Source organism: Luteibacter sp. 9133 (genome assembly GCF_000800155.1).
Lineage (GTDB): Bacteria > Pseudomonadota > Gammaproteobacteria > Xanthomonadales > Rhodanobacteraceae > Luteibacter > Luteibacter mycovicinus.
In genome coordinates, this window is sequence record NZ_JUHO01000001.1 from 122,898 (window position 1) to 146,027 (window position 23,130).

General features: G+C 62.2%; 20 protein-coding genes and 1 pseudogene. 12 read left to right on the forward strand and 9 right to left on the reverse strand.

Features of this window, described 5'->3' with window-relative positions; all coding sequences use genetic code 11:
* Nucleotides 1-80 precede the first annotated feature (80 nt).
* Nucleotides 81-608 (forward strand): DUF4142 domain-containing protein, encoded by a 528-nt coding sequence (locus FA87_RS00435; protein ID WP_043691625.1) that lies wholly within the window; start codon nt 81-83, stop codon nt 606-608.
* A gap of 7 nt (nt 609-615) precedes the next feature.
* Here the strand turns inward: FA87_RS00435 and FA87_RS00440 are convergent, their stop codons facing one another.
* On the reverse strand, nt 616-1,023 hold the full coding sequence (locus FA87_RS00440; RefSeq protein ID WP_239708929.1) for a hypothetical protein: 408 nt from the start codon (nt 1,021-1,023) through the stop codon (nt 616-618).
* Between the two features lie 283 nt (nt 1,024-1,306).
* Here FA87_RS00440 and FA87_RS00445 point away from each other — a divergent pair, with 283 nt between their 5' ends.
* The 3 genes from FA87_RS00445 (at nt 1,307) to FA87_RS00455 (ending at nt 4,288) form a co-directional block, all read left to right on the forward strand.
* Complete coding sequence (locus FA87_RS00445; protein ID WP_043691628.1) at nt 1,307-2,374, forward strand: histidine kinase; 1,068 nt, start codon at nt 1,307-1,309, stop codon at nt 2,372-2,374.
* Complete coding sequence (locus tag FA87_RS00450; protein ID WP_156128466.1) at nt 2,371-3,108, forward strand: LytTR family DNA-binding domain-containing protein; 738 nt, start codon at nt 2,371-2,373, stop codon at nt 3,106-3,108. The genes FA87_RS00445 and FA87_RS00450 overlap by 4 nt, the downstream gene beginning before the upstream one ends.
* A 103-nt stretch (nt 3,109-3,211) precedes the next feature.
* A complete protein-coding gene (locus FA87_RS00455; RefSeq protein ID WP_043691630.1) occupies nt 3,212-4,288 on the forward strand; it encodes an acyltransferase family protein in 1,077 nt (358 codons plus the stop codon).
* Nucleotides 4,289-4,747: 459 nt separating this feature from the next.
* Here FA87_RS00455 and FA87_RS20585 read toward each other — a convergent pair whose 3' ends face one another.
* The 6 genes and pseudogenes from FA87_RS20585 to FA87_RS20905 all read right to left on the reverse strand — a co-directional run bounded on the left by FA87_RS20585 (nt 4,748) and on the right by FA87_RS20905 (nt 9,857).
* Nucleotides 4,748-5,032, reverse strand: coding sequence for a hypothetical protein (locus FA87_RS20585; protein ID WP_043691632.1), 285 nt, complete (start codon nt 5,030-5,032; stop codon nt 4,748-4,750).
* A gap of 188 nt (nt 5,033-5,220) precedes the next feature.
* A pseudogene (locus FA87_RS21045) lies at nt 5,221-6,360 on the reverse strand (serine hydrolase domain-containing protein).
* Between the two features lie 110 nt (nt 6,361-6,470).
* A complete protein-coding gene (locus tag FA87_RS00470) occupies nt 6,471-7,559 on the reverse strand; it encodes an alpha/beta hydrolase (protein WP_156128467.1) in 1,089 nt (362 codons plus the stop codon).
* Between the two features lie 11 nt (nt 7,560-7,570).
* Complete coding sequence (locus FA87_RS19595) at nt 7,571-8,419, reverse strand: hypothetical protein (RefSeq protein WP_156128468.1); 849 nt, start codon at nt 8,417-8,419, stop codon at nt 7,571-7,573.
* A complete protein-coding gene (locus FA87_RS00480; RefSeq protein ID WP_052191058.1) occupies nt 8,416-9,615 on the reverse strand; it encodes a radical SAM protein in 1,200 nt (399 codons plus the stop codon). Before FA87_RS00480 ends, FA87_RS19595 begins: the two co-directional genes overlap by 4 nt.
* A 74-nt stretch (nt 9,616-9,689) precedes the next feature.
* The gene (locus tag FA87_RS20905) at nt 9,690-9,857 is read right to left on the reverse strand and encodes a hypothetical protein (RefSeq protein ID WP_197062346.1); all 168 of its coding nucleotides are present in this window, start codon (nt 9,855-9,857) and stop codon (nt 9,690-9,692) included.
* Nucleotides 9,858-10,398: 541 nt separating this feature from the next.
* Here FA87_RS20905 and FA87_RS00485 point away from each other — a divergent pair.
* The 6 genes from FA87_RS00485 to FA87_RS00510 all read left to right on the forward strand — a co-directional run bounded on the left by FA87_RS00485 (nt 10,399) and on the right by FA87_RS00510 (nt 17,396).
* On the forward strand, nt 10,399-11,703 hold the full coding sequence (locus FA87_RS00485; protein ID WP_043691636.1) for an HlyD family efflux transporter periplasmic adaptor subunit: 1,305 nt from the start codon (nt 10,399-10,401) through the stop codon (nt 11,701-11,703).
* Nucleotides 11,700-13,832 (forward strand): peptidase domain-containing ABC transporter, encoded by a 2,133-nt coding sequence (locus FA87_RS00490; protein ID WP_081996415.1) that lies wholly within the window; start codon nt 11,700-11,702, stop codon nt 13,830-13,832. The genes FA87_RS00485 and FA87_RS00490 overlap by 4 nt, the downstream gene beginning before the upstream one ends.
* 230 nt (nt 13,833-14,062) lie before the next feature.
* A complete protein-coding gene (locus FA87_RS00495) occupies nt 14,063-14,284 on the forward strand; it encodes a hypothetical protein (RefSeq protein ID WP_043691638.1) in 222 nt (73 codons plus the stop codon).
* A 256-nt stretch (nt 14,285-14,540) separates the two neighbouring features.
* A complete protein-coding gene (locus FA87_RS00500; RefSeq protein WP_052191060.1) occupies nt 14,541-15,557 on the forward strand; it encodes an ATP-binding protein in 1,017 nt (338 codons plus the stop codon).
* Nucleotides 15,550-16,935: a nitrogen regulation protein NR(I) gene (gene ntrC / locus FA87_RS00505; protein ID WP_043691639.1), complete on the forward strand. Its 1,386-nt coding sequence runs from the start codon at nt 15,550-15,552 to the stop codon at nt 16,933-16,935. Before FA87_RS00500 ends, ntrC begins: the two co-directional genes overlap by 8 nt.
* Nucleotides 16,936-16,940: 5 nt before the next feature.
* The gene (locus tag FA87_RS00510) at nt 16,941-17,396 is read left to right on the forward strand and encodes a GNAT family N-acetyltransferase (RefSeq protein ID WP_036116682.1); all 456 of its coding nucleotides are present in this window, start codon (nt 16,941-16,943) and stop codon (nt 17,394-17,396) included.
* A gap of 42 nt (nt 17,397-17,438) precedes the next feature.
* Here FA87_RS00510 and FA87_RS00515 read toward each other — a convergent pair whose 3' ends face one another.
* Together FA87_RS00515 and FA87_RS00520 are read right to left on the reverse strand one after the other, a co-directional pair.
* A complete protein-coding gene (locus FA87_RS00515) occupies nt 17,439-19,907 on the reverse strand; it encodes a GGDEF and EAL domain-containing protein (RefSeq protein ID WP_051944095.1) in 2,469 nt (822 codons plus the stop codon).
* Nucleotides 19,908-19,982: 75 nt separating this feature from the next.
* A complete protein-coding gene (locus FA87_RS00520) occupies nt 19,983-21,107 on the reverse strand; it encodes a hypothetical protein (protein WP_043691642.1) in 1,125 nt (374 codons plus the stop codon).
* Between the two features lie 190 nt (nt 21,108-21,297).
* Between FA87_RS00520 and FA87_RS00525 the strand changes: the two genes are divergently transcribed.
* A complete protein-coding gene (locus FA87_RS00525; protein WP_043691644.1) occupies nt 21,298-22,584 on the forward strand; it encodes an acetyl-CoA C-acetyltransferase in 1,287 nt (428 codons plus the stop codon).
* 18 nt (nt 22,585-22,602) lie between these two features.
* Nucleotides 22,603-23,130: an energy transducer TonB gene (locus tag FA87_RS19600; RefSeq protein WP_052191061.1), complete on the forward strand. Its 528-nt coding sequence runs from the start codon at nt 22,603-22,605 to the stop codon at nt 23,128-23,130.

Genomic DNA, 23,130 nt, shown 5'->3' on the forward strand with positions numbered 1-23,130 from the left:
TCACAGGCCACGACCGTTCGTGCACGGGTGCTTCATGCCATAGGTGCCAAACCGTATGCACCTTCCGACGGAGTTTCATCATGAGCCAGTCCCGTTCGCGCGTCCTCATTCTTGCTGCCGCTGTTTCAATCTCATTCGGCGCGGCCGCGTTCGCCCAACCCCCTGCCGACACGGCAGCGTCGACAGCGCCGGATGCGGCCTTCGTGAAGAAGGCCAGCGCGGCAGGGCTTGCTGAAGTCACCCTCGGAAAGCTCGGGGCGGAGAAGGGCGCGTCCAGCGACGTCAAGACGTTCGGCCAGACGATGGTCGACGACCATACAAAGGCGGGCGACGAACTCAAGACCATCGCCGCGGCCAAGTCCATTCCTGTATCGACGGCGCCAATGCCCGCGGACGCAACCGCTGCCGCATCGATCGGTAAGAAGGACGGCGCGGCTTTCGACGCGGCGTTCAAAACGAAAATGGTCGCGGACCACGAAAAAGTCATCAAGCTGTTCACGACGGAGTCCAGCACCGGCAAAGACCCCGAACTGAAGGCCTTCGCGACGAAGACCCTCCCGACGCTCCAGCATCACCTCGAGATGGCAAAGCAGCTGCCGTCGAAGTAAAGCTTAGTCACTCCCTGGCGGCTTCGTCCCTGTGCTTTCGTTTGAGGTAAATGATCTGACCGGTGATGCCGGCGATCAGCAAGGCAGCGTTACTCGCGATGAACACCGGGTTCTTCACGAGAACGCTGTAGACGAGATAAAGCAGCGAAGCCGCCATCTGCCCGATGAAAAGCCATTTCGAAACGCCCTCGACGGTGGGCGCGTGCGCCTGTCGCCAGATTTGTCGCCCGATCGTCCCGAGCAGTATCAGGGAGGCGAGCCAGCCAAGCGGCTCCGGGCTCATAAGGTGGGCGGCGATGTCCATGATGTCTCCGAATCGGGAGAGACAGCAGTAGCAGCGGCGATGTGCGCGATCCATCACGGCGATGCAGCCGCTATGCAGACAAACGGTCGCGCCGCTGGCTGCCTCCGGCATGGCGGCCAAGTTCCTGTGATCTGCCCGGAAGATGGCAGGACGGTCGAGATGGGTGACGGGTCCTTGCCATTTGCTACCGACGGCGCGGGCTAGAGTCGACGTTCCGCCGTTGGATGCACGAAGAATGCAGATACGAGCGCCTGGTGATTGAGGTTGCATGGACGGGACGCCGAGTGGGTCCCAACGGTAGCGGAGAAGGCGTCGTGTCCCGTGCCGTGCAGGCGGCGTCCCGCTCACCCCATAGTCGACACCCCGCCCCCCGGGGATGGCTACACTCTCACCCATGACGAACGGCACGACATTCCCCGCGAAAACCTTCGCCGCGTTCTGGGCGGCCTTCTGGCTGCTCATGATCAGCGCCTCCCTCCAGGATGCGCTCCGGAATCCAGCGACCCACTGGTGGGAACCCGTCCTTTGGGAGGGGAGCTCGGCGCTGATCGCGACGAATTGGATGTTGCTCGCGATTCGCGTGCGCGGGCGCTATGCCCCGTATTTAGCGAAGCCCCTCCGATGGTTTGGTGCTTACCTGCGATGGCTCCCAGTGGTTGTCGTCACGTGGATCGCGATGGCTTACGCGATACGAACGGGCGTCTACGCCATGATGGGTCTTAGCTACCAGCATCCCGGCTGGGGCTTCGTTGTGGTGTATGAAAGCGTCAAGCTGACGATCTTCACGGGTCTTTGGTTAGGCGTGCTCTTTGGCGTCGACTCCTATGCGCAATGGCGGGTCCAACGGCACCGCTTGCTGCAAACCCAGAGGGCGCTGGCCGAAGCACAGCTCGCACAACTTCAAGGCCAGCTGCGACCGCACTTCCTGTTCAACGCACTCAACACTGTCTCCGCGCTGATGCACACCGACGTGGCAAGGGCGGACCAGCTGGTCACGACGCTCGGCGACCTGCTTCGCATAAGTCTGAGGACTCACGGGAATGAGATGACGCTGCTCACCGAGGAGCTCCGCACGCTAGCGCTTTACGCGGAGATCATGCGCGAGCGGTTCCGTCACCGCGTGACACTCAGCTGGCAGACCGACGATACGATTCTAAGTGTCGCTGTGCCCGCACTGTTGCTCCAACCTCTGCTTGAGAACGCTTTCAAGCACGGCGTCGAGCGCACGACGACGCCCGTCCATATCGAAGTTGGTGCCCGGCGCGCAGGCAGCCTGCTGCAAATCGTCGTAAGCAACTCGGGCACCCTCCTCGCGGAGGATCAGAAGGACGGGGTGGGGCTGCGCAACTGCCGGGAGCGGCTGAGCATCATATATGGCGCTGCTGCGTCCCTGGTTATCCGCAACGAGGGCGATTGCGTTGCCGCGCGCATCGCGATACCGCTGGCGGGGGTCATGCCGTGATTCGCGCCTTGGTCGCCGATGACGAAGCACCCGCCCGCGAGAAGCTCGAACGCTGGCTGGCGGAGCAACCGGACATGACCGTTGTCGGATCGGCGGAGGATGGGCTATCTGCGGCGCGGTGTATCGAGCAGCTCCGCCCCGATGTGGCCTTTCTGGATGTTCAGATGCCAACGCTGTCGGGGCTCGAAGTGGCCGCGCAGCTCGAGCTCGCGAGCGCGCCGCTGATCGTCTTTGTCACGGCCTTCGACGAGCATGCCGTGAGGGCCTATGATCTTAACGCCATCGACTACCTGCTCAAGCCTTACGATAGGGGCCGCCTGGCGCGCACCGTGCAGCGTGTCCGCGAGCGACTGCACTCCCGCGAGTCCGGCTCAACAGCCGTGGCGATCGGACGGGCACGGGCCCCGTGCGAGCGTCTGCTTGTGCCGGATGGTGAACGACTTCAGCTGGTCGATGCTACATCCGTCGAGTGGCTCGAGGCCGACGATAACTACGTCCGTGTACAAACCACGACGCGCACCTACTTGCTGCGCAGGACGCTGCAGGACCTGTTGTCGCAATTGGGCGAAACGCGATTCGTGCGCATCCACAGGTCGACAGCGGTGAATCTTGGGGCGATCGGATCGCTCTCGCCGCTCTTCAAGGGTGACTACGAGATTCATCTTCGCAACGGTCGTGCTCTCCGGCTCAGCCGGCGATATCGCGAAGCCTTCTTCGCACTCATGGGCCGGTAACCCCACCTCACCCCGCCACCGTCGCTATCCGCCCCTCATCTGCTGCCAGCCAGCGATCCGTCGGTCAGGCTCCTTCTCATCATCGAGACAGGAGACGCGAGCCATGGTTGCTACCGACGATTTGCGCGACCGATACGACTTCCTGGACTGGCTGCGTGTCATCGCCATCTCCGTGTTGTTCTTCTTTCATGCGGGAATGATTTTTGTCGGCTGGGGCTGGCACATCGTCAACGACGAGACTATTCCCTCCCTGCAATGGCCTATGGACATCACTCACCGGCTGCGCATGCCACTTCTGTTCGTCATCGCCGGCGCCGGCATGTGGTTTGCACTCAGACGACGCACCACGGAGCAATTCCTGCGGGAGCGGACAAAGAAGCTGGTCCTGCCCCTCATAGCGGGCGCGTCCCTTGTCTTGCCGCCGCAGGTCTACTACGAATGGCGGCTTCAGGGACAGTGGAATCTGAGCTGGCACCACCTCTGGTTCATCCTTTATCTCTACGTCTACATCCTGTTGCTGCTTCCGTTGATGCTCTGGTGGAAGCGGACGGCGCGACATATAGCACCAGGAACGTGGCTTTTCCTCCTGGGGGTGCCCCTCGGCATCAACGAGCACCTCCTGAAACCACTGTTTCCGGAAACACATAACCTAGTCGGTGACTGGTACATCTTCAATCACTACCTGCTACTGACTACCTACGGATACTTGATGGCCTCGACGCCGGATATGTGGAAGTGGCTATGTCGGTTTCGGCGGTGGTCACTAGTTATGGGGATGGCGGTGTTCGTCCTGCTTATCTCCGGCTTCAATACCGGAGTCATCAGTCATGATTCGATCGCCGATCACCTCGGAGCTAATATCTTTACGTGGTTATGGGTCATGGTTTTCCTTGGCTATGGCTATCGTTACCTTTCTTTTGCCAATCCGCTGCTCATCTGGGCGAGGGAGGCCAGTTATCCTATTTACATCCTGCATCAGACGGTCATCGTCGGCGTTGGGTATTACGTCGTTCAGTACGAGTGGATGCCCTGGACAAAGTACGTCGCCATCGTGGTCTTAAGCATGGGCGCATCCTTCGTCCTGTACGAAGGTTGCGTGCGAAGGTTCGCATGGCTGCGCCTCGCCTTTGGGATGAAGACGCCTTCCGGAGGTGTGAGTCACGACGCCACACCACGATAGTACCGGGTCAGGATTATGTTTCTGGGTGTCGGCACAGCCTGTGCCCATGCCGACGGATAGCACGGTTCAGTAGTAAGAGGCCTCGCTGAAACCGTGCTTCGGTGAGGCCGTCTCCTGATTTCGGTCTATTGACTGTTGCGACCGAGCGCGGCTGTCGTGGCGCCATCTATACAAGTCATCGTCCCCACCATGTACACAACGATCGCGGATCGCGCTCCTTCCTGCGCGCGCCGGGCGGGGTGATGGTCGAGTTCAACACCCGCTCGGATGCTGCCGACGAGTTCCGCGGCACCTTCAACTGGGCAGGTCGGGGCGATCCGATCCTTCGCGACGAAGACCCTCCCAACGCTCCAGCATCACCTCGAGATGGCAAAGCAGCTGCCGTCGAAGTAAGGCGTCGGAGAAAAAGCGGTGGCAGCGGCGACGGCACGGGCTTGCGTCGCTGCCACCGGTGTAACGCTAGTCCGACAGCTGGTCGCGCCAACGCAGAAGCAAATCGACGATTTCCGCATCGTGCTTTCGGTTGCCGCCTACGCCCATCTGTTCGGTATTCAACCAGTGCAGGTAGTCGGCAACATCGCTGCCATCGGTGGTGGCTTTGAGTAGCTGGAAGGTCCGGGGGACGTAGCTTTCGTATTCGTCTCTGGCCTCGGGACTATCGGAGACGCCGAGTGGGTCCCAGCGGTAGTGCAGAACTTCGTCGATGCGTCGCAGGAGTTGTTCGTCGTTGAGCGACATGTTCATTGGGGATTGGCCTTGCGGATTCCGTCTGGCCAAAACAGTATAGTCAGTCCGCCGGAAACACCGTAGTTCGATCTTGCGCTTTTCGTCGCAAGGTCAATTACTTGCGGCGATCCAAGCGGCACAGAGAGCGGCTTGAAGCACCGACTATGGTGTTCGTGGGGGTGCGCTGCAGTCGACTGGACGGATTCTCACAGCTGCAACGTCGGCAGATCGGTGCGCGTTTGCGTCACCGTAACCGTCGTGCCTAACGGTCTAAGCGATGATGCAAAGTCGGACACTAGCTGCTCGCTGAAGTAGGCGTCCAAAGCCTCGGTCATTACGCTTCGAGCGAGGCGACCCGCCTGAAGCTGCGCGAAAAGCGTTTGTATGCTCATGAGCGCAGCCGGCGCCGCTGGATCCGCAGCCGGAGGGAAGAGAAGCGCTTCGATCTCGTTTGTGACCTTCTCGTTCGTACCCTCCGTCCCGTTCGTCAGGACGACGATAGCAATGCCCTCATTCGGGAAACGGTGTTCTGGGAGCGGAAGCCCGATGTCCCAGCGGGCAAGGTCGCTGGCCGTCATGCCCGGATTCCCGGCTGCCCATATCCAGTTCTTCCCCTCGGCGTGCGCTGGAAGGGGCGGTCCAAGGGCGGCAACCTCGCACCCCTGTGGATCGTTCGGATCCCATGGCGTCGAGCCCGTATCGACGACGGATTTCATATCGAGCTTGTCGGTTATCGGACTGCGGACAAACGCGTCGAAAGATATGCCGCTGGCGATCTCGATAATGCGTCCCGCAATGGCATAGCCGGTGTTGCTGTATGACCACCGCGTGCCCGGCTCGAAGCTGAGCGGGCGTCTCCCGCCAGTCGGCCAGGATGGCGTTCACGGTCGTTGCCTTCGCCATGTACGGCGGCGGGTAGTCGAGTGGGTAGTAGTCGACAAACCAGCCGTGTACGAAAGCAGCTGTCTCATGCTGACGTCTCCCGCTCGCGTGAGGTCCGGAAGGAAGCGTGCGACCTTGTCGTCCAGCGAAACCTTCCCGTCCTGCACGAGCAGAAGCATGGCGGCGGCAACGAACTGCTTGGTGTTGGACCCGATTTTGTATCGCATGTCGGGCGTCGCGGGCACCGCTCGGTCGAGGCGTGCGATGCCATAGGCCTTGGCGTCGGCAAGATGGCCGTCCTTCACGATCGCGAGGGGCACGCTGGGTACGGATTTGTCCTCGAGTGCCTTGCCGACGATGGTGTCGATCGATCGCAAGGTTTCCGGAGCGAGCTGTGCTGAAGCGGCCCATGGGATGGCTGAGGTAAGCGCAAGAAGGTAGGCGGCGGTGAATCCAATGCGCATGTCGCTGTTCCCGGATGGTGCGGTGGTCGCAGGCACCCTGTGCCTCAAGATAGTGTGTTGCTCGACCAACACCCCTGTGCCGAAAGGGATGGGCCTCTAGGTCCCACGGATCATCTTGATGGAGGCAGCCGATCCCACGACGCCGACGGCTCACCCTTGACGAACCACTGCATGGCAGCGTCGACGACGCCGGCCAGGTTTTTTGGTGCGCCGCCGTCGTTCGGACAAATCAGGTTGTGGTCCGCGCAAGGGATGTACTGGATCCAAGCGCTTCGACCCGCTACGAGTAGTTCGGCAAGGCCGCGGCGGAAGTTGGCCACCGGCCAACTGGTGTCGGCTCCCCCTTGCACCAGCAGCGTCTTAACGCGTGGCGCCAGTCCGGCGACCTCCGCAGAGGAGGCTTTTCCGAATGTCGACGCCCAGTGTGTTTCAGACTGACCTTGCCAGATAGCGGTTTCGGATGGCCGGGCTCTGATCGAGATCAGGCGGCTGGCGTAGGTGGCAACGGCCGCGCGCGCGGCCGCATCCTTCGGCGCATTAAGTACGGAGCCGACCAAGTCATCCATCTGGCCAGTGACCTGATCGCTGCCAAACCCGGACACGAGCACGATATGGCTTGTTTGTTGATACTCGCCCGCGAGCGCCGCTGCTGTCACAGCACCGTCGGACACCCCTACGAACATAATGGCATCAATCGGGCGATTCGCTGAGGCGATCACATCGTCCACAGCGGTTTTATAGCTAGCGATCAAATGTGAAAAATCGCTTTGTTGAAGAAAGGTGGCCGGGCATCCTTCGCTCAGGCCATGGACGGGCGCCGCGAACTGGCGAGGCACACCCGGCGGCTCGAGGGCGACCACTGTTGCCTGATCGGCGTACTTGAGGGCGAAAGCTTCGGGTCCCGCTTTTGCGCGCCCGTCGGTGCCTGCCGTAAACGCTCCGTCGCAGCCGGAACCCGGTACAAACACCACCAGGCGAGGCGATGTCACATTGCTCTTGCCCAACACGTAGTAGCGGGTCGGTGTCCCGCCAACAGTTTCAAATCCCGCGACAGAAACGTCGGGGCGCACGCCAGCGGGGCGAAATGTCGTGTGGCTTACAGGCGGTGTCACGGCCACATCGGTTGCCGGGAAGGGCGATGCCGATGCCCGCCCCGATATGAGCACCGCCAGCGCCACTGCGAAGAATCGATTCGACACGGTAATCCTCTTTAAGGCCTGCCAGTGGGAGAAATGTAGCCCATGACCGAGATGGTAGCGTTGGGTAGCCTTCCTGGGACGAATCCGTCGTGAATGACGTACTCTGTCGGCGCTACATAAGCCTCGCCAGGACGGATGCGAATCGCATAGACCGGTGTATCGGGCATATACGAAAGAAAACTCGCGGTGAGGGTCGTGACGTTCTCGCTGTTGGGCCGGTCGAGTCGGTCTGCCTCGTCCAGGGCGTTCCTTACCTCGTCGATACCTCGGTTGATGAAAAGGAGATACCTATCACCCTGTCCCAGATTGAGGCAAAGGCGGTTGGGGGAGGTCACCCGATCTTTGATCGGTAGGCTAGACCACGAGTCGACATGAAGCCCAGTTCTCCTCCCGTCATCTTCCCAAGTCAGCGTCGGGGCGGAATCGAATGTGATTTCTGAGCCCACGTAGTGGTAGTGCCCGACTATGCAGACATGGGCAGCGAGGACCTCGGAGAAATCGGCCTGAACATCCTCGCGCATCGCGGCAGCATGCCCGTGGAAGGCCACCTTCTTTGCCAATGACTCGAAACGACCTCCGCGCATATCGATGACCATAACTTCGTGCGCCAGTGAGGTCGAGCTGCGCCTGATTAATCGGCTGCGCTCGGATGGACTGAGTGGTTTCCAGTCGCTGCGGGGAAAATATGCGTGCCCGAGATAGCCAGGCGCCCAGATGGAATCCCTGGCTGCGACTACGCCCGAATTTCGCAACACAGCGCGTTCGTCGATAACGTCCGTTCCCGGAAACACCAGAGAGATGGGGCCGGGCTCATCATCGTGGCGCGGGAGATCGATTTCCTTAGTGGGAAGTGAATTCATGCCATCTCCAGCACTTCAGGGACGATCTTGGTCGTCGACCCGCCAGTGAGTGTCGCCTCGATACGTCGCCACGGGTAGCCGCGCGACACGAGCGTTTCGATGAGGCGCATAAAAATGATCTGATACACGGAGCAGTAGACGCTTCGTTCGACAAAGCCGTTCGCCCTGCTGTGCTGATGCTCTGGTTGATTGAACGTCGTTCCGCCCTTGCACACGCGAAGGAAGCCGCAGCCATCGCATGCCGGTGGGGACATCGACAGGTCTCGCTTGATGCTGGTCATGGTGGGGCTGTCGAGGAACTCGGATAGCGAAGTAGTTATAGATGGGAAGCCGTCGTCGAACGCATGGGGAATGGCATTACGTAAGTCGTCGGGTGGATTGAGCATTCCATCGGAGCGGATGGTCAGGGCCCCGTACTTGACGTCGTCGTCCCCGGCATTCCGCGTCAAGGCGACCCAGGCAAAATCGAACATACGAATTCGTATGCGCTCCATGTCGGACGCGAGCCATCGTTCCAATGCGCCTGAAACGAAAGCTTCAAAGCCAGGAAGCAGCGTGGGATCGAAATTGTCATGGCTATAATCAGGAAGCAGCAGATGGAGTCGGTCGATACCAAGATCGTTCACGAAGTGATCGTATACACGTGCACCATCGGATTCCGGGCTGATCACCGATATGACCCCGGGTGAAAAGACCCTGCGCGAGCATGCGGCATCCTTCAGCATGTCAAGTCCGCGGACGGCCCGATCATACGTACCTCGGCCGCGATGATCGACGCGGTAGAGATCGTTGACTTCTTTCACTCCATCAAGGCTGATCGAAGCCGATACCTTGTGTTCTTCAAAGATGGAGATCCATTCGTCATCGATGAGCATTCCATTTGTCTGTAAAGCGATACGTAAATCGACGACAGGATCGAGAGCGCGCCTGAAGGTCTGAAGCATCGCGCGAAAGCGCGGCTTCTTCAGCATCATGGGTTCTCCGCCATGGAGATCGATTTGTAGCCGGTCGATCCGGTTGTCCGCAATCGACCTCTGAAGGAAAAGAGCGACCTCGTCGACGGTGGTGGCCGATATGTAGCCAGGCTTGTCCTCGAAGTCATTGTTCGATCCGTTGAAGTAGTAGCAGTAGGTGCAGTTGATGTTGCACACCTCGGTTACCTTCAGAATGACCTCGAGAATATCGATCTTTTCCATCGTCAATGACTGCCTTGTGTTTGCGAGGAAGGCGCGCAGGTGTGTTGCCTGCGCGCCACGGGATACAGGCTCCCTTAGAAAGACATCGTCCAGGTCGCATTTACGAAGCGGCTGTCGGTCGGCGGAAGCATGGCGGCACCGCCACCGACGAGGTCCATCTCTTCCGTGGAGATTTCGACGGCATGGCCATCTTGATCCTTGGCGGCATTCAGTGCATTGCTCTTGATGTCTTCGAATTTCACAATTCAACTCCTTGAAGGATGGCCATGGATGGCCAGATAGCCACGTAGAACCGACGTGGCAACGGAACAAGGCGCCCAGCCTTTGGCCAGGTACCTCGATTTCTGACGCACGCATCCCGGCGGCGCAATATGGCCGTCCATTTCGCGTGACTAAGTGAATCCCCTTTGCACCCTGTTGGCGCGTGAACGCGCCCGCGCGCAGGGATGGCTAGCCGGAGCGACTCTTATTTACGGATGGACGTGGCGCGACGTATACGATCTTCACATACGCGTCGAAGTCAGATCGAAACTTTTCCATGTTCGATAAAGCCCTGGCTGTGGTCCGATCAGTGTTGCGCTGACGAACCGTGAATAAAGGCGAGGTGCATGTAGGCCCATATTTTCTAGTGCAGCTCCGTTCACTTGTCAACGTCTGCGTTGACCAAGTGCGAGAAATGCGAATCCGCGCATATGTGGCGACGGCGCTTGACAGCATCGGGCCGACCCGGCACTTTTCGCATTCTGATCGCGAGTCGGAACGCATGCTACGCAAGGATTAGCCGTGGATGATTCAGGGTTTCGTCAAGTACTGTTTCGCAACGAAGTGGTTGCAGCCCGGCAGTCGCACTGGATCGGCGCGACCGTCATTCGGCCACCGCGTTTCGGCATGGGTGCAGCGCTGGCTGCAACGCTCATTGTCGCGCTGGTGATCGCCCTGCTTTTTTTTGGCTCATACACTCAGCGGGAGCACGCTATCGGCGCGCTCGTGCCGAGCCGCGGGTTGGCAACCATCGTTCCGCCGTCCGCCGGAACGATAGAGCGTGTCAGCGTCGCGGAAGGTGAGCGAGTGGCGCGGGGTGGAGAGATCTTGGTGATTTCGTCCGATCAGGACATCGGTGATGGCGGTAGTGCCCGTGTTGCCATAGCAGGGGACCTGATCGCGAAACAGCGTCAGCTTCAAAATGACGAGAAAAATCAGCGTTCGGCTGCGAAGCAGCAGGAGACGGTATTGTCGTTGCAGATAGCCGCTCTGGTCGATCGCCAGTCGGAGCTGGCTAGTCAGATCTCTCTGCAGGAGCAGCGCGCTAAAAGCGCCCAGGACATCCTAGATCAATGGATCTTGGCGAGCCGGAAGGGTGTTGTTACCCACCTTCAGGTTCTTCAGCAAAAAGACAGTGTTCTGCAGAATCAGCTAGCCGTGAAGCAGTTGCGCGGCCAAGCCATCGAACTCAGGCAGCAGGTCGCCGAACTAGGCGGGAAAGTCGATGCCGTCAAGGCCTCCCTGGCCACTTCACTGAGCGAGATTGCCCGCTCGCTCGCAGATATATCGCGATCGATGACAGAAAACGCGGCAATTCATCGCGTTGTTCTCCGGTCGCCGTTCGATGGTGTGGTGTCAAGCTTGCCTGCGCATTCGGGCGAGTCCGTCGCCGCAGGTCAGGCGGTGGCGTCAATCGCACCGGCAGACGATGCGCTGGTCGGCGAATTATGGCTTCCGGGCACATCGATGCCTCGTCTAAAAGTAGGACAGGCTGTAACGATGCGATACACCGCTGCACGCTCGGGTATCGAAGGCAGTATTCATGGCGTCGTGAATACGATTGCGGGTAGTGCGACGGACGCCGCTCGCGTGAAGGAATTGCTTGGGAAAGATGTGGAGGGGGCACGATACAGGATTACGGTGGCACTCGCCGAGCACAGCCCTCAGGTTGATCAGTTCGGGTTACGAGCAGGTATGGAGCTGGATGCTGACGTTTCGGTTGAGCGGCGACGACTCTTCGAGTGGCTTCTCGATCCGTTGTATGGCCGTTCAAGCGGGATCTCGCTCGATCCGCTCAATGAGAAGCGGGTGGGAGTGGCGAATTGAGTTCGGTCGCATTCTTTACCCGCCGCCGGCTGCATACAGTCATTCAGGGTGAGGCCGCCGAGTGTGGCGTCGCGTGCCTGGCGATGCTGTCGAATTATCATGGTGCGAATACAAGCCTTGCGACGCTCCGCCGTCGCTTCAGCGGTTCGCTCAAGGGCGTGACTTTTTCAGTACTACGGAGCATGGCTCAGGAGCTTGGATTCGAGGCGAGAGCGTTGAAGGCAGATCTTGCATATCTGCGGCAAGCAAGAACTCCGTGCATTCTGCATTGGGAAATGAATCACTTTGTCGTTCTTGGCCGTGTGACCTCGCGCTGGGCGGAAATTCACGACCCCGCGAAGGGAACCCTGAGGCTCACCTGGCCGCAGGTCAGTGAGGCTTTCACCGGCGTTATCATGGAAGTCTTTCCAGGCGTGGCCTTCGTCAGTCAGCCCCAGGTCTCGCGGATTTCCCTGCGCCAATTAACGGGAAGTATCACCGGACTCAAGCGTTCAATGGGTCAAGTGCTTGCGCTGGCTGTGGGTATCGAAACCATGGCGCTACTTCTGCCGTTCCAGGCACAGGTGGCCGTCGATCACATTATCCCAGCCAGAGATAGCGCGCTTATTCCGTTGGTCGTCGCGGCATTTCTGCTCATTGTCGCCATACAGGCTGGTCTGTCATTCGCACGCGCATGGCTTCTTACCTGGATAGGCGCAACACTTAACGTGCAGTGGGTTTCCAATCTGTTTGCCCATCTGCTGAAACTTCCGATGGATTTTTTTGAAAAGCGTCACGTCGGCGACGTTGTCTCCCGGTTTACCTCGCTGCACGCGGTGCAGGCCACCTTGACCGGAAGCTTCGCTGAGGCAGTACTCGATGGAGCGATCAGTTCCGCCGTCATACTCGTTCTCTTCCTCTACAGCGCGAAGCTCACTTGCTGCGTTCTCGTCGGTCTTCTGGCATACAGTGCGTTACGCGCCGCATTCTATCGACGGTTGTGGGCGCTTAACGAGGAACAGCTCGTCTTCGACGCAGCACAGCAAACGGAACTCCTGGAGTCCATCCGGGGCATTCAGGCGATCAAGCTTGCTAACAAGCAAGGTGTTCGCCGTACGCGGCTGGGTACTTCCGTCATAGCAGCCGCTGAACGCAGCATGCAGATCCAGAGAATGACTCAGGCGTTTTCTGCGCTTAGTGTTGCAATCTTCAGTGCTCAGCGTATAGCTATCATCGGGTTAGCGGCTTACCTAGCCATTCAAGGGGGGCTGACGTCGGGCATGCTCGTTGCTGTCCTTGCTTACGTCGATCAGGTGTCCTCGAAGCTCGGCGGGTTAGTTGATAAATTGGTGGATTTGCGGATTCTCAGACTCCATCTTGATCGTATTACCGATATCGCCGATACGGCACCGGAAGGGGGCAGATCGCATGCCGTTGGACCTCAGCGGGCAGTTGACGGGCGTATTGAGATCAGGGGCCTTGGCTACCGCTACGCCGACGGCGAGCCGTGGGTGCTGAGAAATCTCGATCTCACTATCGAAGCAGGCGAGTCTGTCGCGATCATCGGGCCGAGTGGGTGCGGGAAAACGACGCTGGGAAAGCTTCTTCTCGGTTTGCTCGAACCAACGGAGGGGAGCATTGACCTCGACGGCGTGAACATCCGTCATTTTGGACTGGAGCGATATCGTGCGGTCATCGGATCGGTCATGCAGGACGACTCGCTATTCGCCGGTTCTATCGCAGACAATATTTCGTTCTTCGACGAAGATGCGCGCATGGAAGATATCGTCGATGCTGCGCAGGCAGCCTGTCTTCACGATGACATCATGGGCACGGCGATGGGCTACGAGTCACTGGTTGGCGATATGGGGTCCGCGCTATCTGGCGGACAGCGCCAGCGACTTATCTTCGCCCGTGCAATCTATCGCCGGCCGCGAATCCTTCTGCTCGATGAAGCGACGAGCCATCTAGACGCGGAGCGGGAACGAGAGATCAACTCTAGGGTCAGTGGCATGAAGATGACCCGTATCGTGATAGCCCATCGTCGGGAAACTATTGCGTCGGCAAGTCGGATCATTTCGCTCGAGCGTGCGGGTCCGAGCGATACGGGTCGACTTGCAACGCCTGTGCTGCAGTCCGATCTGTCGTAGCTCGTCACCGTGCCATTGGTGGCGCCGGGTTGCTTTCGGCCGTGGCCGCAGTTGGTTTCCGTGACTTCGCGGTCGAGTTGGAATCCGTCCAGAGCGGTAACCGCAAACAGACCATCGTGGCAGTCGCCCATGCATACCTGCAGTTCGCGTAACGGCGGCCGACTATGTTCCGGCTGATGTGGAAGACATCTGCCTTTTATCTTGAATATTAGGAGCTGTACGACGCGGGATTGCGTGCGTTCAGGGTGCTCGATCAGGCGGTCCGCGGCACCGCAACGAAAGAGTTGGTGGGCGACCTTTCGTTGGCGCCCACCATCGCCTGCTGGTCGATGATGCGCGGCTTCTCGGCTCTCGCAATCGATAAAGCGTTCTTCGCGGACGACGAGAAGGAGGAGGCGCAGTTGAGTACCATGTTTGACGCCGTTCTCAATAGTTTGACCGCGCTGAAGTAGTGTGAGACTGATGCTTCATACTCGTGTCCGCACCTTTGTACACACTTTGCTAAAGGGCTTCAGCCAAATCCGTCAAATCCGCTAGGAATAAGTCGGATGTATCGCGGAAGCCTGCGTCGCAGGGCCATACCAATGCCGTTCGGGTCCTTTCATTAAGCAAAGTACATGCGTTGTGTTCAAGCTATGCCATTCCGTCCGGTCGGCCCCCGGAATTTATCCCATTGCACCAACGCCCGCCGCTCCCTACATTGGTGCAATGCATGCACCCGATCAGGCAGACCTCTTAACCCTCCTGGGCACCGGCCTGGCGGTCGTTTCCATCGACGGCCGCGTGGCATGGATCAACCCCGCGCTCGGCGAATTCCTCGAAGTCGGCCCCCGGACCGCCATCGGCCAGCATCTGACCGCCCTGATGCGCGAGCCCGCGCTGGCTGGTCAGATCGACCGCGCCGCCCTGGAACGGCGCGCCTACAACCTCCGTGCCGTCACCTTTGGCGTGGCCCGGGGCCGCGAAGTCACCGCCGATCTGATCCTCCAGCCCCTCGACGACGGTCGCGTCCTGATCGAAGTGCACCCGCTGGCGCCCGACCTGTCGACTAACGCCGGCACGCCGCTCTCGGCCACCCTGCGCGGTTTCGCCCACGAGGTGAAGAACCCGCTGGCCGGATTGCGCGGCGCCGCCCAGCTTCTCGAACGCCGCGTCGTCGACCACGACCTCCGTCAGCTGGCGCAGATGGTGATCTCCGAGGCCGATCGTCTCGCCGCACTGGCCGACGGCCTGCTGCGCCACGGTGGTGCCGCGCGCCTCGGCCCGGTCAACGTCCACGAACTGCTCGAACGGCTGGAAGGCCTCGTCGTGGCGGAGGTCGATGCCCCGCGCGTCCGCCACGACTTCGATCCCAGCCTGCCGGACAGCGTCGGCGACCCGGATCGTCTGCTCCAGGTCCTGCTCAATCTCACCCGCAACGCCAGCGAAGCGGGCGCGTCGACGGTCATCCTGCGCACGCGTGTCGAACACGGTGCGCGTCTGGGCGAGCGCACGGTGCGTGCGGCGCTGCGGCTGGACGTGATGGACGATGGTCCGGGCGTGGCCGACGACTTACGCGACTCCCTGTTCCAGCCGCTGGTCTCCGGGCGCGCCGACGGCACGGGTCTCGGCCTGGCGCTGTCGCGCGAAATCGCGCTCGAACACGGCGGCGACCTGCGCTACACGAGCCGACCCGGCGAGACCGTGTTCTCCCTGTACCTTCCGATGGAGCGGCACCATGACTGAGATCTGGATCGCCGACGACGATCGCGGCGTGCGTTTCGTCCTGGCGGAAGCCCTGCGCGACGCGGGTCATACGGTGCGCGAGTTCAGCGCGGGCGAGGCGGTACGTGCGGCGCTGCACGAGAGTCGTCCCGCCTTGCTGGTGACCGATGTGCGCATGCCGGGCGAGAACGGCTTGCGCCTGCTCGAAGACCTCACGCGCCGGAACATCGGCCCGGTGATCGTCATGAGTGCGTATACCGACGTGGCGACGACGGCGGCGGCGTATCGCGCCGGAGCGGCCGACTATCTGGCCAAGCCGTTCGATCTCGATCAGGCGGTGGAAGCGGTCGAGCGCACGCTCGCCGCCGCGCATGAAGAAGTCGTCCCACCGCCGCCGCGCACCGACGAGCACGCCCTGCTTGGCGAGAGCATGGCGATGCGCGAGGTGTTTCGCCTGATCGGTCGTGTCGCGGCCAGCGACCTCAATGTGTTGATCACCGGCGAGACCGGCACGGGCAAGGAACTGGTAGCCCGTGCGCTGCATGAAGAGAGTGCGCGAAACGGCAAGCCCTATGTCGCGCTGAACACCGCGGCCATTCCTTCGGAACTGCTGGAAAGCGAGATGTTCGGCCACGAAGCGGGTGCCTTTACCGGTGCCACGCGCCGCCACGCCGGACGCTTCGAGCAGGCGGAAGGCGGCACGCTCTTCCTCGACGAAATCGGCGACATGCCGATCGGTCTGCAGACGCGGTTGCTGCGCGTACTGGCGGGTGGTGAGTTCTACCGCGTGGGCGGGCGTGAATCCATTCGCAGCAACGTGCGCATCGTGGCGGCGACGCATCAGGATCTGGATGCGCGGGTGACGCAGGGCCTGTTCCGCGCGGATCTGAAACATCGCCTCGACGTGGTTCGTATCGAACTGCCTTCCTTGCGTCAGCGTCGCGGCGATATACCGCTGCTCGCGCGCCATTTCCTCGCCAGGGCGGCGGCCGAACTCGGCGTGCCGCCGAAGCGCTTCTCGCGTGGGGCCATGAAACTCGTCGAGCAACGCGACTATCCCGGTAACGTCCGCGAACTGGAAAATCTGTGCCGCCGACTGGCGGTCGTGGCACCCGGGCTGGAAATCCTCGCGGGCGATCTCGGCAACCTGCCGGCACGCGAAACGCGCAGCGCGGAATGGACGGATGCGCTGCGCCTCTGGGCGCAGGACGCGCTCGCGCAAGGCGAGGTGGACGTCCACGCGCGTGCCCGCGACGCCCTGGACAAAACGCTGTTACAGGTAGCGCTGGTCGCCAACGACGGACATCGGCAGCATGCCGCGGCGGCGCTCGGTGTCGGCCGCAATACCCTCACACGCAAACTCGGTGCGTCGCGCAAGCGACGGCCCTCCAACGGATAAGACACATGAGCCTGGACATTCGCCGCGCGGGTCCCGAAGACGCCGACGCGATCGCCGGCTGGAATATCGCCATGGCGTGGGAGACGGAGGAAAAGCGGCTCGATCCGGAGGTGATCGGACGAGGCGTGCGCGCGGTGTTCGATGAGCCGCGGCGGGGCTTCTATCTTGTTGCCGAACTGAACGGCGTGGCCGTGGGCTGCCTGCTCGTCACGTACGAGTGGAGCGACTGGCGCTGCGGCGATTTCTGGTGGGTGCAGAGCGTTTACGTGATCGCCGAGGCTCGCCGGAACGGGGTGTTTGCCGGGTTATACCGGCACGTGAAGGCGATGGCCGAAGGCGCGGGTGCGGTGGGTCTCAGGCTTTACGTGGAGCTGGAGAACGAGCGCGCGCAGCGGACCTACGCGGGACTGGGGATGGAGCGGTGTCATTACTTCATGTATGAGGCGGCGTTGGGGCGGTGACGGGCTGATATCGCCAGCAGGCTGGCTCGTGCAAAAGCCGCTTCAGGTGCCGGTGACCCGCAAATCCCCGGTATCCACCGCCGCGATCCGCGCCTCGAATTCTTTCGCGGATACCCCCTTCCCGAAGAGGAAGCCCTGCATCAACGGGCAGCCGGCATGGCTGAGGAAGCGCGCCTGCTCGTTGCTCTCCACGCCCTCCGCAAGCACCTGCTTGTTCATCCCCCTGCCCATCGCGATGATGGCGCTGACGATGGCGGCACTGTCGTTGTCGACGGCGACATCGCGGACAAAGGCACGATCGATCTTCAGCGTGTCGATGGGGAAGTGCTTGAGGTACGACAGGCTGCAATAGCCCGTACCGAAATCGTCCAGGCTCAGCAATACGCCCAGCGACTTGATCCGATGCAGCAGCGCCGCGATGTGGTCGCCGCCTTCCATGACGGTGCGCTCGGTGAGTTCCAGCTCGAGCAGCGTCGGATGGATGCCGCTGTCGGCAATGATTCCGCTGAGCGATTCGAAGAAGCGAGTGTGCTGAAACTGCAACGCCGAGACATTGACGGACACCGACAGCGGCCGATAGCGGCGCGTCCAGATCTCCGCCTGGCGGCAGGCTTCGCGCAACGCCCATTCGCCGATCGGAACGATGAGCCCGCAATCCTCGGCCACCGGGATGAACTGCTCTGGCGTATACACATCCTCGCCGTTGACCTGCCAGCGCAGCAGCGCTTCGGCACCGACGATGCTACCCAGGTCCACGTCGACCTTGGGCTGGTAATGCAGGCTCAGCTCACCGCGGGCGAGCGCCTTGCGTAGTTCCACTTCGATGCGCACACGTGCGGTGTTCCGCTCGTTCATGCTGGGGTTGAAGAACCGGTATCCGTTACGGCCCTGCATCTTCGCTTCGTACATCGCCGTGTCGGCATTGCGCAGCAGGGACTCGGCATCCGGTGCGTCGTCCGGATACACGCTGATGCCGATGCTGAAGCTGATCGTCAGCGCGGAGGCGTCGACGCTGACCGCCTGGCTGCAGGCGGCGAGCACTTTCTCCGCCACGAGGCTCGCATCCGACGGTCCGTCGATCAGCGGGAGCAGCACGACGAACTCGTCACCGCCGAGGCGGCTGACCGTGTCATCGGAGCGCACTGCCGCACGGATGCGCCGCGCCACTTCCTGCAGCAGCGCGTCGCCGGCGGCGTGGCCCATGGTGTCGTTGATCTGCTTGAAGTGATCGATGTCGACGAAGAGCAGCGCGGCGCGCTGGTTGCGACGTGACGCCACCGTCGCCGCGAACTCCATGCGCGACTGCAGCAGCGCACGGTTGGGCAGACCCGTCAGCGTGTCGTGATGCGCCAGGTGCGCCATCTTCAGCGCCAGCGCGCGCGTCTCGCTCACGTCGTGAAACACGACGACACCGCCGACGACGTTACCGGTGTGGTCATGGATCGGCGCCGCGGAATCCTCGATCGGGCTTTCGAAGCCGTTGCGATGAATGAGGGTCGCATCGGTGGTCAGGCCGACGATGGCGTTCTTCTGCACGGCGGCGATCAGCGGATTCGGAATGGGCAGGCCCGACAGCGTCTCGCGTAACTGGAAGATCTCGTCCATCGGGCGCCCCACTGCTTCGTGACTCGTCCATCCCGTCATCGCTTCGGCGATGGGGTTGAGCGAGGTCACGATCATGTCGGGATTGGTCGTGATGACCGCATCGCCGATGGACTTCAGCGTGACCTCGGCCAGCTCGCGCTCGCGGAACAGCGCGTCCTCGAAGGCCTTGCGCTCGCTGATGTCCTGCACCTGCGAGATGAAGTAGAGCGGCTCGCCGTGTTCGTCGCGCACCAGCGACACGCTGAGCATGCCGTGCACGGTGTGACCGTCACGATGTACGTAGCGTTTTTCCATCGTGTAGGACGGGCGTTCGCCGGCCAATACCATCCTGACCAGAGCCAGGTCGGCTGCAAGGTCGTCGGGGTGGGTGACGGCCTGGAACGCGGAAGCCAGCAGTTCGTCTTCGCTGTAACCGAGCATGGTGCACAGCGCCTCGTTGACCTGCAGCCAGCGACCGTCGGGGAGGACGAGCGCGACACCGATCGACGCGTATCGGAACGCCAGCGCGAACCGCCGTTCGCTCTCACGCAACCGTGTCTCGAGCGCGCGACGTCCGGAGATATCGGCGAGCACGATGGACACGCCGAGCAGTTGCCCGGCCTCGTCTCGATCGGGTGAGAACGTCGCCTGTGCGTAGCGGCCCGGGGTCGTGTGAGCAATGCCCAGGTCGCCGACCAGCGGCTCGCCGGTCAACACCGCACGGATGCCGCCCGCGATCGCCTCGTTCATGGGGGCCGGCAGGCGATCTTCCGCGCGCTGCCCTGTGATCCCATCGGACGTCACGTTCATCCACGCAAGGAACGCGGGGCTCGCATAACGAAAGCAGCCATCCGTACCGACGTAAGCGATCATCGCCGGTGCACGGTCGAGGAGGTACGCGGGCCAGTCGGTGGTATGGGTGTTCACGTTCGCCCACTCTAATGGGTCGAACTGCCCGCGTATATTCGGACTCGGCTTAAATGTGAAGCCTTGCCGCCGCCTTCAATGCAGCGCCGGAGCCGGTGCCGTAAGTGCGCCGTCGGCGTCCAGCATGATCCGGCCCAGCGTGTGCACTTCACTGTCGGTACCGTACCGATCGGCCAGCGTCTGCAGCAGCGGAGTCAGCGCGTCCGGCGCCAGCGGGAAGCCGTGCGCCAGAACGCGGGCCTTGCCGGGAACCGGCTGGGCGATCGTGATCGCCGCCATGCCGAGACCGGCCGCCTCGTGCGCATAGATACGGGGCGCGGCGGCGGACGGGTCCGCGTCGGCCATCGTTTCGATCAGGAAACCCTCGGTCGCCGGCATGTCCTGCATCACCAGGTGCACGTGATGGGCGGCGAGCAGCGCGGCGTACTGGCGCAGTTCGAACAGCGTGCCAGCCAGCTCGTGAGCGGCGTTGCCGCCCTTGTTCGCGTCGCGCGCGAACCAGTCGGCCAGACCCGGAATCTCGACACGTCCTTCGGTGTAGCGCAGAGGCAGGCCGCGGGAGCCGAGGGCCGTCTCGTCCTTGTAAGGCGTGAGCAGCGCGGCTTCGAGCATCGTCCAGAGCGGCGCCAGATTGACGTGCTCGTACTGCACGCAGGTCAGCGCCAGCAGGTCGTCGCGGGTAAGGTAGCGAGCGTGCTCGAGACGCATGCCCAGCGTGCGCATCAGGAAATCCGACGTCGCGGTACCGGCCTCGCCCTTGGCGGCCAGTTCGCGCTCCATGGCCTGGGACAGGTCTTCCACCTGATCGGCGGGCACCAGCAGCATCCACGGAATCAGTCGCATCGGGCCGCCGGCGAAGTGCGGGTCCGGCACCAGCGGCTGGGCTGGCATATGGCCTTCGTGCGTGCCGAAGGCGACCACGCCCCCGGCGGTGACGACGCGCGGCACCCGACGGGCCAGTTCTTCCAGCGTGGCCAGCACCGGGAAGCCGGGGCGAAGCAACTCGACGCCGTCGAACAGGGCGCCGGCCAGCGCGAAGCGCGAGGCCTCGACGCCGGGCAGCAGTGCGCGCAGGTCGTCGGCCACCAGCGCGGCGAGGGTCTGCGCTTCGTCGCGCGTTAGCTCGAGGCGATCGGGCATCTCGCCCCCGGCCAGTTCGAGGGCCAGGACAGCGGGGCAGGCGATCAGCGACTCGTTCACGGCGGCGTTTTCCGAACGGCAAAGGAACGCGATTCTATCATTGCGACCCGGCGGGCTTTCGCCGGGACGGGATGCGGGTTAGCCTTGCCGATACGCGTTCGTCGGCGATCGTCGGCGTCCGCGATCCCTTCGCCTTCGATCCGGCCCGCCGGTCGGGCTCCCACTTCGATCTGGACAGTCCCTCAAAAGCATGGAAAAGACGCAAAAGCGTGTGGGTGTGGTCGGCGGCGTCCGCATTCCTTTCTGTCGTAACAACACCGCCTACGCGGATGTCGGCAATTTCGGGATGTCGGTGAAGGTGCTCGGCGCGCTGGTCGAGAAGTTCGGCCTGCACGGTGTGGAGCTAGGTGAGGTCGCGATGGGTGCGGTCATCCGGCACTCCTCGGACTGGAATCTGGCGCGTGAAGCGCTGCTCTCGTCCGGCCTGGCGCCGACCACCCCGGGTATTACCTCGGCCCGTGCCTGCGGTACCTCGCTGGACAACGCCATCCTGATCGCCAACAAGATCGCCACGGGCCAGATCGAAGCGGGCATCGCCGGGGGCTCGGACACCACGAGCGACGTGCCCATCGTCTACGGGCAGAAGCTGCGCAAGCGTCTGCTGGCGCTCAACCGCGCCAGGACCCTGAAAGAAAAGCTGCAGGTCGCCACGCGCGGCTTCAAGCTCAGGGAGCTCAAGCCGTCCTTCCCCGGCGTGGCCGAGCCGCGCACCGGCAAGTCCATGGGCGACCACTGCGAGCTGATGGCGAAGGAATGGAAGGTCGGCCGCCTCGAGCAGGATCAGCTGGCCCTGGCCAGCCATCAGAAGCTGGGCGCCGCTTACGACGCCGGCCTGTTCGACGATCTGGTCGTGCCCTTCCGCGGTCTGAAGCGCGACGGCTTTCTGCGTCCGGACTCCACGCTGGAAAAGCTCGGCTCGCTGAAGCCCGCCTTCGACCGGACGTCGGGTCAGGGCACGTTGACCGCCGGCAACTCCACCGGCCTGTCCGACGGCGCCGCCGCCGTGCTGCTGGCCAGCGACGAGTGGGCCGCCGCGCGTGGCCTCGGCATCCAGGCGTATTTCACCCACTCCGAGGTCTCGGCCGTGGATTTCGTCCACGGCGAAGGCATGCTGATGGCGCCGACGGTGGCCGTGCCGCGCATGCTCAGGCGTGCGGGCCTGACCTTGCAGGATTTCGACTTCTACGAAATCCACGAGGCGTTCGCCGCCCAGGTGTTGTGCACATTGCGTGCATGGGAAAACGACGACTATTGCCGTAACCGGCTGGGCCTCGAGGGTCCGCTGGGATCGATCGACCCCGCAAAACTCAACGTCAACGGTTCCAGTCTCGCGTCCGGTCACCCGTTCGCGGCCACGGGTGCGCGCATCGTCGCCACGCTGGCGAAAATGCTGGAGCAGAAGGGCTCGGGCCGTGGCCTGATCTCGATCTGCACCGCGGGCGGCATGGGTGTGACGGCGATCCTCGAACGCCCCTGATCCTGCTCCAGAGTCCGCATGTTCGCACTTCGCACCAGTACTTCCCTCAGTGCCCTTGGGCTCGTGCTCGGCATCGCCGGTACGAGCTGGCTCACCGCGCTCACGTACGAGCGCGCGCCCGCCACACGACCGTTCGCCGAAGTGGTGATGCCCGAAGCCATGCACCTGTCGTCCAGGCCGGTCGCCAGGCCCCGCGCGCGGCCGGAATCCGTCGCGGCGGTGAGTCGCCCGGCGCCGATGCCGCCCCGCGTCGCCGCCACGCCACGCCATGTGCCCGAGGCGCTGGTGCCGGTCTATACACCCTCGCCGCGTTATCCGATGTCGGCGTTGCGCGCCAATCGCGAAGGCCAGGTCATCCTCAGTGTGACCGTCACGCCCGAGGGCGATGTCGCCGAGGTGTCGGTGGGGCGTTCCAGCGGCGACATGGATCTGGACCATGCGGCCGAAGAAGCCGTGCGCAACTGGCGCTTCGCCAGTGCGGAAAACCGTGCGCCGCGTTACACCGCCGACCTCCCGGTCCGCTTCGAGCTCACCCGCTCTTACTGA